Source organism: Janthinobacterium sp. SUN211 (genome assembly GCF_030587315.1).
In the GTDB taxonomy this organism is placed as follows: Bacteria; Pseudomonadota; Gammaproteobacteria; order Burkholderiales; family Burkholderiaceae_D; genus Janthinobacterium; species Janthinobacterium kumbetense.
In genome coordinates this window covers 112251-124083 of record NZ_JAPWIC010000005.1, presented here as the reverse complement: position 1 = coordinate 124083, position 11833 = coordinate 112251, and the positions used below count along the sequence as shown (strand labels likewise).

At 66.7% G+C, this 11833-nt stretch carries 6 protein-coding genes; 4 read left to right on the top strand and 2 right to left on the bottom strand.

Annotated elements, in window-relative coordinates:
- Positions 1 to 135: 135 nt before the first annotated feature.
- Positions 136 to 2280 (top strand): TonB-dependent receptor domain-containing protein, encoded by a 2145-nt coding sequence (locus O3301_RS17960; protein ID WP_305057053.1) that lies wholly within the window; start codon positions 136 to 138, stop codon positions 2278 to 2280.
- Between the two features lie 61 nt (positions 2281 to 2341).
- On the opposite strand, the gene O3301_RS17955 is transcribed toward O3301_RS17960, so the two are convergent.
- The gene (locus O3301_RS17955) at positions 2342 to 3010 is read right to left on the bottom strand and encodes a response regulator (protein ID WP_099664720.1); all 669 of its coding nucleotides are present in this window, start codon (positions 3008 to 3010) and stop codon (positions 2342 to 2344) included.
- A gap of 23 nt (positions 3011 to 3033) precedes the next feature.
- The gene (locus O3301_RS17950; protein WP_034755042.1) at positions 3034 to 3405 is read right to left on the bottom strand and encodes a YajD family HNH nuclease; all 372 of its coding nucleotides are present in this window, start codon (positions 3403 to 3405) and stop codon (positions 3034 to 3036) included.
- Positions 3406 to 3687: 282 nt separating this feature from the next.
- Between O3301_RS17950 and O3301_RS17945 the strand changes: the two genes are divergently transcribed.
- The 3 genes from O3301_RS17945 to O3301_RS17935 all read left to right on the top strand — a co-directional run bounded on the left by O3301_RS17945 (position 3688) and on the right by O3301_RS17935 (position 11792).
- Positions 3688 to 6708 carry a PAS domain-containing protein gene (locus O3301_RS17945; RefSeq protein ID WP_305057052.1) on the top strand — a complete coding sequence of 1007 codons (3021 nt, stop codon included), beginning with the start codon at positions 3688 to 3690 and terminating at the stop codon, positions 6706 to 6708.
- A gap of 82 nt (positions 6709 to 6790) precedes the next feature.
- Positions 6791 to 8017: an exonuclease SbcCD subunit D C-terminal domain-containing protein gene (locus tag O3301_RS17940; RefSeq protein WP_305057051.1), complete on the top strand. Its 1227-nt coding sequence runs from the start codon at positions 6791 to 6793 to the stop codon at positions 8015 to 8017.
- Positions 8018 to 8033: 16 nt separating this feature from the next.
- On the top strand, positions 8034 to 11792 hold the full coding sequence (locus O3301_RS17935) for an AAA family ATPase (protein ID WP_305057050.1): 3759 nt from the start codon (positions 8034 to 8036) through the stop codon (positions 11790 to 11792).
- Positions 11793 to 11833 lie beyond the last annotated feature (41 nt).

Here is an 11833-nt window from a genome sequence, read left to right as displayed (position 1 = left end):
AACTTCTGCGCAAGATCCGGAGCGAAATATTTTTTGGGAAGCCATGCCTGCAATTGTAAATGATTCTTATTGCTTTCATGATTCCCATTACCTCAAGAATACAGACCAATAATTCATTCACCCTCAGGAGTTTGCATGTCCAACAGCCCCCGCCGCGCGCGCCTGCCGCGTCCCACCACTCTGGCCCTGGCCTTGGCCGCCCTGTCCTGCCTGCCGGCCCACGCCCAGACGGGTACGCCTGCCAGCATGCCGGAAGTGGTGGTTTCCGCCTCCGGTTTCGAGCAGGATATCAAGCAGGCGCCCGCCTCGATCACCGTGCTGACGCGTGAAGAACTGTCGAAGGAACGCTTCGGCAACCTGACCCAGGCGCTGGAAAGCGTGGAAGGCATCGACGTGGGCGCGGCGGGCGACAAGACGGGCGGCATGAACATCAGCATCCGCGGCATGCCCAGCGACTACACCCTGGTGCTGATCGACGGACGCCGCCAGAACGCGGCCGGCAATGTCACGCCGAACGGCTTCGGCGGGACGCAGACGAGCTTCATGCCGCCGCTGGCCGCCATCGAACGCATCGAGATCATCCGCGGCCCCATGTCGACCCTGTACGGCTCGGACGCCATGGGCGGCGTGATCAACATCATCACGCGCAAGGTGGGCAAGCAGTGGATGGGTTCCATCTCGGCCGACTACACCTTGCAGGAAGAGTCCGATTTCGGCGACGTGAAAAGCGGCCGCTTCTACCTGAGCGGCCCTATCGCCACCGACCTGCTGGGCCTATCCCTGCGCGGCAGCAAGCAACGCCGCGATGCAGCCCACATCCGCTACAACGACGCGGCCGGTGCGGAAAATGTGCCGAACATGGGCGCCAACCCCGTGCGCGCGGACATCGAGAACTTTGGCGCGCGCCTGGCGTTCACGCCCAACCGTTTCCATACCGTCATCCTCGACGCGGATGCGGGCCGCCAGACCTACGACAATTCGAAGAAGCAACTGGGCACCTTGGGCTTGCAGGGCGGCTACGGTCCCGAGCAGAAATACAACCGCGACCAGTGGACCCTGTCGCACACGGGCCGCTTCGGCTTCGGCACCCTGGACAGCAGCTACATGGTGAACAAGACGGAAACCCTGGGCCGCACGATTCCGCCAGGCACGCCCGGCGCCGTCGCCGGCAGCGCGCGCACTCTGGAAGTGGAAAGCCAGGTGTTCGACACCAAATTGGTCATGCCGTTGGGCAAACACATGGCCACCGTCGGCGCGCAATGGTGGAAAGCGGAAATGACGGATGGCGTGGCGCCAAAGAAATTCGAATTCACGCAAAAAGCCCTGTTCGTGGAAGACGAATGGCAAGTGCTGGAGAATATCGCGCTGACCTTCGGCGCCCGTTATGACGATCACAGCATCTTCGGCGGCCAGACCAGCCCCCGCGCCTATGCCGTGTGGAACGCGACGCCAAGCTGGACCGTCAAGGGCGGCGTCAGCAAGGGCTACAAGACGCCGCGCGTGGAACAATTGTCCCCAGGCATCAACGGTTTCGGCGGCCAGGGCACGATCCCCCTCGTCGGCAGCCCGAACCTGAAGCCGGAAACGAGCACGACGACGGAAATCGGCGCGTATTTCGACAACCTGGCCGGCTGGACCGCCAGCGGCTCCCTGTTCAACAATCAATTCAAGGACAAGATCACGACGGGCACGGGCCTCGTCAACTGCGATTACCGTCCCTCGCCAAACCGTCCCGGCTGCGTCAGCTTCGGCAACTGGCCCAACGTCGATGCGTTCGGCCAGTCGGTCAACGTGGATGAGGCCGTCACGCGCGGCGTCGAGCTGAATACGCGCTTCCCGCTGGGCAAGACCCTGTCGGCCAGCGCCAACTACACGTACACGGAAAGCGAACAGAAGAGCGGCAGCAACGCCGGCAAGCCCCTGAGCGACACGCCCAAGCACGCCGTCAACGCGCGCCTGAGCTGGGATATCTCGCGCGAATGGAACGGCTGGCTGCGCGCCGAGTACCGCAGCGAGCGCTTCCGCGATCCAGGCACCTCCGCTTCCACGCGCGCCGCCAAGGCCGCGCTGGGCGACTACAAGGGCTACACCATGTTGCACCTGGGCAGCAGCTACCAGCTGAACAAGCGCGTCACCCTGAACGCGGCCGTGTACAACCTGCTCAACAAGGACTTCGTCGACTACCAGCCTTACCGCGCGCCAACGTTGACCTACGCCAACCGCTATGTCAACAGCCTGGACGGCCGCCGTCTGTGGCTGTCGGCCACCGTCGATTTCTGATGCGCTAATCCATCCGCATCATCGATGCCAACGGGCTGCCTCAGGGTAGCCCGTTTTTCCATCAGGCCGCTTGCGCTTTATCAATGCAATAACCGATCGCATGCACGGTGCGTATCAAGTCCCGCCCCAGCTTCTTGCGCAGGTGGTGGATATGCACTTGCACGGCATTGCTTTCCACTTCATCGCCCCAGCTGTACAGGTTTTTCTCCAGCTGTTCCCGGCTCAGCACCCGGCCGCCGTGTTCCAGCAGCAATTGCAAGATACGAAATTCCTTCATCGTGAGCATCACGGGCAATCCCCCTTGCGTCACCTGCCGGTCCGCGATATCGAGCACGAGGTCGCCGTGTACGAGGTGCTCGCGCAGGCGGCCTGCGGCGCGCCGGCAGGCGCTGCGGATGCGCGCGGCCAGCTCGTCGAGGTCGAACGGTTTCACGATGAAGTCGTCGGCGCCCGCGTCGAGCCCGGCGATGCGCTCGCCCACCTGGTCGCGCGCCGTGACGACCAGCACGGCGCCGCTGTAGCCATTGTCGCGCAGCACGCCCAGCGCCTGCATGCCATCCTGTCCCGGCAAGCCCAGGTCCAGCAAAATGCAGCCATAGTCGTGCAGGCGCACGGCCGTGTGCGCGTGTTCGGCGCTCGTGACCCAGTCGACGGCATGGCCGGCCTGTTCCAGGCCAATCTGCGTGGCGCGGCCCAGCTGCGGGTCGTCTTCGGTCAGCAAGATGCGCATGGGGTGGGAGGCGGACGGGCCGCTCAGTCCTTTTTCTTGATCAGGCCAGCGAGCGCGGCGAAGGGATTGTGCGTGGCGGGCGCCACCTCGGCCGACAGCAGGCCGGCGCCACGGTCCGCTTCCAGGTAGCGCGAGTGCTCATTGTCGTGGCAATACAGGCACAGCAGTTCCCAGTTGCTGCCATCGGGCGGATTGTTGTCGTGGTTGTGGTCGCGGTGGTGCACCGTCAGCTGCTGCACGTTGGCGCGCGTGAATTCGCGCATGCAGCGGCCGCAGACCCACGGGTACATCTTCAGCGAACGCTCGCGGTAGCCGCTCTCGCGCTGGTCGGCGGCGCGGCGCGCTTCAGCCACGATCTTGTCCAGTCTTGCCGCGTCGGGCTTTTTACTCTGCATGACAACTTTCGATATGGGAGGAAGAAGCATCCATTTTAATGAGGATGGGGGCGCAATTGTACTTTTTCTGCCACGGCGCCAGCCCGTGTCGCCGCCGGCGTGCTTTTTTTAGCGTGCGCGGCACCACAGCTACTTGATTTAAAGCAAAATAAGGCCAGCGACAGACCGCGAACAGACGATGGCAGCGGCGGCAACACGCTGACGCGCAAGGCGGCCGATTTCGGCTATCATGCGCGCCACGCCGCCCCTCCCCTTTTCCATGAATATAGCCTGCAAGCGCCCGTGATAGCGATAACAAGACCCCTGCAACGCCTTGCCCGCCGCCTGTACCGTCTCAGCCTGGTGCCCCTGTTCGCGCTCATCCTGCTGCTGGCGCTGTGGGCGGCCGTCTTTTACCAGGTGGGCCAGGAACGGGCCAGCGCCGTGCGCGACGCCGTGGCCGTCAGCCAGTCGCTGGCGCGCACCCTGGCCGACCATACCAGTTTCACCCTGCGCCAGACGGATCACGCCACGCAATTGTTCAAGCTCAAATACGAGGAAACGGACGGCGGCCTGCGCCTGAATGAATTCACGCGCCGCCAGGGCTTGCTCGACAGCGTGCTGCCGTCGAAGCTGGCATTGCCGATCGCCCTCGTCGATGCGCAGGGCAATGTGCTCGACAGCGCCAACGCCTACCTGCCGGAAAACCTGGCCGGCCAGGCATTTTTCAAGGCGCTGGCCGCCAATGCGTCCGACACGGCCCTGGTCGACACGCCCATGCTCGACGCGGGCGGCAAGCACTGGACCATCCGCCTGGCGCGCCGCCTGAACGATGCGCAAGGCCGCTTTGCCGGCGCCATCGTCATCCTCGTCGACCCCACGTATTTTGTCGACGACTATGACCGCCTGAACCTCGATGAACAGGGCGCGCTGATGCTGGTGGCGCGCGACAGCGGCCTGACGGCGGGGCGCATCGGCGAGCAACTGATCCTCAGCGACCGCATCGACTTCCGCATGCCGGGACCGCCGCAGCACGCCGCCGAAGAATTGCTGATCGAGCCGCCCGTCGACGCGACGTCCCGCATCTACAGCTACCACGAGCTGCCGCGCTACCCGCTGCTGGCCGTGGTGGGCGTGAGCCGCGCCGTCGCCCTGACGCGCTTCGAACACCGCCGCCTGATATATGTCGGCGCGCTGCTCGCCGCCAGCGTGCTCATTGCCGGCTTTACGACCCTGCTGATGCGCCAGAGCGCGCGCCTGCGCCGCAGCATCCGCCAGGCCACGGAAACGCAAGCCTTGCTGCGCGCGGCGCACCAGGGCAGCCTCGATGCCGTGCTGCTGCTGAAAGCCTGGCGCGCCGCGCCGGGCAAGCCGGTGGAAGACTTCACCTTTGCCGACATCAACGAGCGCGCCGCCGACATGCTGGGCAAGCCGCGCTCCGAACTGCTGGGCCAGCGCGTGCTGCCGCTGATACCGCTGCTGCGCGGCGAGCGTTTCTTCAAGCGCTTCGTGCTGGTGATGGAAACGGGCCAGCCGCTGGAAGATGAATTCGAACTGCCGCTGGCCTCGGGCGGCACGCGCTGGCTGCGCCACCAGGTGGTGCCGATCGCCGACGGCGTGGCCGTCACCTCGCGCGACATCAGCGCGCGCAAGCACGACGAACTGGCGCTGCAGGACAACCGCAGCTTCCTGCAGTCGCTGATCGACCATTTGCCCGTGCTGGTCTATGTAAAAAGCGCGCGCCCGGAAAATTTCGGCCAGATGGAAGTGTGGAACAAGGCGGCCGAGGACATCACCGGCCACCTGGCCGCCGACGTCATCGGCAAGACCGATTGCCAGGCCTTCCCGCCCGACTTCGGCCTGCACGACGCCGAGGACGACCGCGCCATCCTGGCCGAGCGGGGCGTCATCGACCATACGGAAAAGCCGTTGCGCCTGTTCGATGGCAGCCTGCGCTACCTGCGCGCCGTCTCCGTGCCCGTGTTCGACGAGCGCCAGCAGATCGAACATATCCTGTGCATCGCCGAGGATATCTCGCAGCGCCGCCAGCAGGAACTGGAACTGCGCCAGAAACAGGCCGAACTGGCCGCCGTCAACGACGCTTCGCCGCTCGGCCTGGTGCGCCTGGACCGCCAGCGCCGCTGCACCTACGTCAACCGCACCTTCGAATCGATCACGGGCTTGCCGCGCGCGGCCGCCCTGGGCGCCGGCTGGACCAGCGCCCTGCACCCGGACGACTATCCGCTGATGCACGTGGCGCTGGAACAGCTCACGCGCAGCCATGCGCCATTCCAGTCCACCCTGCGCTGCCTGCACCGCGACGGCAGGCTGGTATGGGTCTCCGTCAAAATTGCCCCCATCCTCATCGACGGCCGGATCGAAGGCTACGTGGGCAGCCTGGACGACATCACCATCCTGCGCGAATCGGAAGTGGCGCTGCTGGAAAGCGAAGCGCGCCTGCGCACCATCGCCGACACCCTGCCGGCCATGATCGCCTACATCGACGCCGACCAGGTCTACCGCTTCCTGAACATCGCCTATGAACGCGAATTCGGCCTGACGGGCCGGCAAGCGCTGGGCAAGAGCGTGCGCGACACGGTGGGCGAGGCGCGCTACCGCACGGTGGCGCCGTACATCGAAAGAGTGCTGGCGGGCGAAACCCTGAGCTTCGAGGAAGAAGACGACAAGGAAGGCATCGAGCGCTGCCTGGAAGTGATCTACATCCCGCAGATCGGCGAAGACAAGCTGCAGGTGGTGGGCTTTCACGTGATGCGCCAGGATATCACCGTGCAAAAGCGCGAAAAACAGCGCCTGCTGAAACTGGCCCAGGTCGACGCGCTGACGGGATTGTCGAACCGCGCCGGATTCCAGCAAAAACTCAGCGACGCCATGCACGCGAGCCGCCAGCATCAGCACCTGATGGCCGTCATGTACATGGATATCGACCGTTTCAAGCCCGTCAACGACACGCACGGCCACGGCACCGGCGACGCGCTGCTGCGCGCCTTCGCCCAGCGCCTGACGCAAACCATGCGCGTCACCGACATCGTCGCCCGCCTGGGCGGCGACGAATTCACCATCATCATGGAACAGATCACCCGGCCCGAGGACGCGGCCGTGCTGGCGGAAAAAATCGTCGCCGCCATGCAGCAGCCGTTCGAACTCGATGGCATCACCGTGCGCATTTCCGCCAGCATCGGCCTGGCTTTCTATCGCGACGAAGACATTTCCCCCGCCGTGCTGCTGCAGCGGGCCGACGTGCTGCTGTACAAGGCCAAGCAGGATGGCCGGAATACCTATCGCGCCGGGATGCTGACCACTTGATATGGCCGCTGGCGCCTGGCGCGGGTCTGACCCCTATCATTCCTGCTATATTGGCGCCTGTCTTCCCTACCCTTGGCCCACCATGCGCCTGCTGCACACTTCCGACTGGCATCTGGGCCAGACCCTGCACAATTACGAGCGGGGCTACGAGCACCAGCGCTTCCTCGACTGGCTGCTCGACACCCTCGTGGCCGAAAAGGTCGACGTGCTGCTCGTCGCCGGCGACGTGTTCGACAACGCCAACCCGTCGGCCGCCTCGCAAAAGCAGCTGTACGTCTTCCTGCAGCAGGCGCGCGCGCGCCTGCCCGCGCTGCAGCTGGTCGTCGTCGCCGGCAACCACGATTCGGCCGGCCGGCTGGAAGCGCCCGGTCCCCTGCTGGCCGCGCACGGCACGCACGTGATCGGCCATCTGCTGCGCGACGAAGATGGCCAGATCGACCTGGAGCGCCTGTTGTTGCCTTTGACGGGCGCCGATGGGCAAGTGCAAGCCTGGTGCCTGACCGTGCCCTTCCTGCGTCCCGGCGACGTGCCGAAACTGCCGGCCGGCGATACCCAGGACGCCTACCTGGGCGGCATCTCCCTGCTGTACCGCCAGCTGGCGGACCTGGCGCTGGCGCGCCGCCAGCCCGGACAAGCCATCGTTGCCATGGGCCACTGCCACATGGTGGGCGGCGAAATGTCGAACGATTCCGAGCGCCGCATCGTCATCGGCGGCACGGAAATGCTGCCCTCGGGGATTTTTGACGCCGCCATCGCCTATGCGGCGCTGGGCCATCTGCACAAGGCGCAAGCCGTGGGCGGCCAGGAGCATATCCGCTATTGCGGCAGCCCGATTCCCCTGTCCTTCGCCGAAGTCAATTATCGCCATCAGGTGCTGTGTCTCGACATCGATGGCGAACAGTTGAAGGACGTGCGCACCATCGAGGTGCCGCGTGCCGTGCCCCTCTTGCGCGTGCCCGCCACGCCGGCGCCCATCGACGAGGTGCTGGCGCAGCTGGCCGCCCTCGACGTGCCCGCCGCAGCACCGGAAGCGCAGCCCTTCCTGGAAGTGCGCGTACGCCTCGATGCGCCGGAACCGGGCCTGCGCACGCGCATCGAAACAGCGCTCGACGGCAAGCAGGTGCGCCTGGCGAAGATCGAAACGTCGAGCGCCGCGCGCAGCAGCGCGCCCGACAACATGACGCTCGACCAATTGAGCCAGCTGCAGCCCGACGACATCTTCCGACGCCTGTACCTGCAAAAATACGGCCGGCCCGCGCCGCCCGAACAACTGTCGGCCCTGGCCGAACTGCTGCTGCCCGGCGCCTGACGGTACCTGAAGAACCATGAAAATACTGAAAATCAGCGGCAAGAACCTGGCCTCGCTGGCCGGCGAATTTGAAGTCGACTTCCAGCAGGAGCCGCTGGCGTCCTCCGGCCTGTTTGCCATCAGCGGCCCCACGGGCGCGGGCAAGAGCACCCTGCTCGACGCCCTGTGCCTGGCCCTGTACGACGCCACGCCGCGCCTGCTGAAGGTGCTGGGCCGGGGCAGCGCCCTGCCCGACGTGGGCAAGGAAACCGTCAACGCCCAGGATACGCGCACCCTGCTGCGCCGCGGCACGCCGGACGGTTACGCGCAAGTAGACTTCGTCGGCAACGACGGCGGTCACTATCGCGCGCGCTGGAGCGTGCGCCGCTCGCGTACCCGGGCCGAAGGCGCGCTGCAGGCGACCGCCATGAGCTTGCACCAGCTGCCAGCGCTGCAGCCCATTGGCGGCACCAAGACGGAAGTCAAGGAAGAGATCGAAAAGCGCATCGGCCTGTCGTTCGACCAGTTTACACGCGCCGTGCTGCTGGCGCAGAACGAGTTTTCCACCTTCCTCAAGACGGAAGACAATGAACGGGGAGAATTGCTGGAAACCCTGACGGGCAGCAGCATCTATACCGACATTTCCATGCGCGCCTTCGAGCGGGCAAAAAAGGAAAAGCAGATCCTCGAACGCCTGGGCGAAAAACTGGCCGACCAGCGGCCCCTGTCGCCGGAAGAGCGGGCCGAGACCGAGGCGCTGTGCGGCGCTGCCGACACCGCCCTGCAAACCATCGACTTGCGCAAGGCGGTGCTGGAGCTGCAGCAGCGCTGGCACCAGGAGACGCACAAGCTGCAAAGCCAGATAGCGGCGGCGCAAGAGACGCTCGATGGCGCGGATGCCGAACGCACCGCGGCCGAAGCGCGCCGCACGGCGCTGGCGCAGTGGGAATTGCTGCAGCCGGCGCGGCCCCTCATCGACGACGTGGCGCGCCTGGCGAACGACATCGCTGGCACCGGCGCCGCGTTGGAAGCGTCGCGCGCGCAGGCGGCGCAAGCCGTGGCCAACGAAACGCAACTGGCTGCCAGCGTGCAGCTGGCGACGGCGGCCTTGCAAGCCAGGGAAGCGGCGCAACGCGACGCGGCGCCCCTGCTCGATCAAGCCAAGGCGCTCGATGCCGGCATTGCGGCACACTTGCCTGCCCACCGCCAGGCGCAGGATGGCGCGTTGGCGGCCGACCAGGCCAACGAAACGGCGCGCGCCACCTTGCACGAGCGGCAGCAGCACCAGCACGCCATGCAGGCGGAGCAGGAAACGGGCCGCCTGTGGCTGGCGTCGCACCAGCACTGGCAAGCGCTGGCCGCGTCATGGCAATTGTCGGACCAGCTGTTCGCCCAGGCCGGCCAGGCGGCCGCGCAAGCCGATGCGGCCGACGCCAGAGCGGCCGACGCGGCGCAGCTGGTGCGCGCGGCAGGCGTCGCGGGCCAGGAGGCACAGGCCGCGTTGACGGCGGCCGCCGCCACGCTCGCCGCACACGATGCGCAGCGGCGCGAGGCGCAGTGCGCCGTGCAAGCCATCGATGGACAGCTGCTGCAGCAGCAGCGCGGCCAGCTGGAAGACCATGCGCGCCAGTTGAATGCGGCGGAAAAGACGTGGACGGAGCTGGCGCGCAAGCAGCAGGAGCTGGCGCACGGACAAGCGGGGGCGGCGCAACTGGCGCAGGCCGCGCAAACGGAAGCGACGGCACTGGCGGCGCTGGCAGCACAAACGGCGCTGCTGGAAGCGGGCCTGGCGCAAGCGGAAAAATCCTTGAAAAGGGCGGAAGCGGCATGCGCGGCCAGCGTGGAGCAACTGCGCGCCACCTTGCAGGACGAGCAGCCCTGCCCCGTCTGCGGCGCGCTGGAACACCCGTACAGCCACGCCGATGACGCCCTGCAGGCGATGCTGGCCAGCTTGCAGGATGAAGTACTGGCTTGCCGCGCGCAGGCGCGCAGCAATCTGGAACGGCTGGCCACGCACAAGGCGGCGCTGGCCGCGACCGCGCGCGAACAGGCGCAGACGGATGCGGAACTGGCCATCCTGCCGCCCGCCATCGACAGCTTGAACGCGCAATGGCAGCCGCATGCGGACACCCTGCAACTGCCGCCGGCAAACCAGCGCGCGGACTGGTTCGCGCAGCAGCTGACGGCCAATGTAGCAGCCCTGCAAGCGCTGGCGCAACAGGAGGCGGCGCTGCGCCAGGCCGGCGCGCGGCGTGAGCAGGCGCAGGCGGCGCACGAACTGGCCGGCGCCGAACACGCGCACTGCACTAGCGCCGTCGCCGAAACGCAGACGCGTCTGGCGCAATTGCAGGCACAGCAGGCGGCCAGTCTGGACAAGGCGGAAACGTCGCGCGGCGCGCTTGACGGCTTGCTGGCGCAGCTCGATGCCGCGTTTGCCGACGTGGAAGACGCCGAAGGCTGGAAAGACAGCTGGCGCGCCGGCCCCGCCGCCTTCCGCGCGGCGCGCGAAACGGAAAGCCGGCAGTGGCTGAAACAGCAGGCGGACCAGGACCAGCGCGGCCACGCGCTGGCGACCCTGGCCGCGCAGCTGGAAGCGGCGCAACTGGCCGCCGGCAAGGCACGGCAAGCGGCGCAGGAATCCCACGCCGCCTTTGCTGCCGCCGACAAACAACTCACGGCACTGCAAGCGGAGCGCAACGCGCTGTGGCAGGGGCAGAGCGTGGCCGAGGTGGAACGCAGCCTGGCGGCGGCCATCGCGCAGGCCAAAGACCAGTTGGCGCAGCAGCAGGCGGCAGCCCACGCGGCCAGCGCGCAGCGCACGCGCCTCGACGAAGCGTGCGCGCAGCTGGCGCAGCGCCTGGCCGCCCTGCGCGAACAGGAACACGGCGCCACCGTCGCCCTGCACGACTGGCTGCAGCAATTCCGGCAGCGTCACTCCGGCCACGCGCCTGCCACGCTCGACGAGCTGCGCGCGCGCCTGACCATCTCCATGGACGCCATGCGCGCCGAGCGCGATGCCTTGCAAGTGATCGCCGACCGCCACACGGCGGCCGTTTCCGTGCTGGCCGAGCGCCGGCAGCAACTGGCCGCGCACGTGCAGCAGCCGCCGGAAGCGCTGGAAATGGACGAGGCCGTGTTGCAGGCGGCGCTCGACGCGCTTGGCGCCGAGCGCCAGGCGGCCAACCAGGAAGCGACGCGCTTGCGCCTGGCCATCGCGCAGGACGACGCGCGGCGCCACAGCGCGCAAGCGATGCTGGCGCAGATCGAGGCGCAAGCCGTCATCGAGCGGCGCTGGGCCAGCCTGAATGAATTGATCGGCTCGGCCGACGGCAAGAAATTCCGCAACTACGCGCAGCAATTCACGCTGGAAGTGCTGCTCGGCTATGCCAACGCGCACCTGGCCCACCTGGCCCGCCGCTACCAGCTCGAACGCATCGACAACCCGAACAACCCGTCGCTGGGCCTGATGGTGCGCGACCAGGACATGGGCGGCGAGCTGCGCTCCGTGCACTCGCTGTCGGGCGGCGAATCGTTCCTCGTCTCGCTGGCCCTGGCGCTGGGCCTGGCCTCGCTATCCTCGAACCGGGTGCGCGTGGAATCGCTGTTCATCGACGAGGGCTTCGGCAGCCTGGACACGGAAACCCTGCGCGTGGCCATGGATGCGCTCGACGGCTTGCAAGCGATGGGCCGCAAGGTGGGCGTCATCTCGCACGTGCAGGAAATGACGGAGCGCATCGCCACCCGCATCCTCGTGCAGCCTGGGTCCGGCGGCAAGAGCGTGGTGACGGTGCGCTAAGAGCTTATCCCGGTAGGGAGCGTCTTCTGCTGGCAGCGCAT

Excerpts from the sequence above, each read along its gene's own strand:
- O3301_RS17960 (WP_305057053.1), top strand. The coding sequence starts at position 136 with ATGTCCAACAGCCCCCGCCGCGCGCGCCTGCCGCGTCCCACCACTCTG.
- O3301_RS17955 (WP_099664720.1), bottom strand. The coding sequence starts at position 3,010 with ATGCGCATCTTGCTGACCGAAGACGACCCGCAGCTGGGCCGCGCCACG.
- O3301_RS17950 (WP_034755042.1), bottom strand. The coding sequence starts at position 3,405 with ATGCAGAGTAAAAAGCCCGACGCGGCAAGACTGGACAAGATCGTGGCT.
- O3301_RS17940 (WP_305057051.1), top strand. The coding sequence starts at position 6,791 with ATGCGCCTGCTGCACACTTCCGACTGGCATCTGGGCCAGACCCTGCAC.
- O3301_RS17935 (WP_305057050.1), top strand. The coding sequence starts at position 8,034 with ATGAAAATACTGAAAATCAGCGGCAAGAACCTGGCCTCGCTGGCCGGC.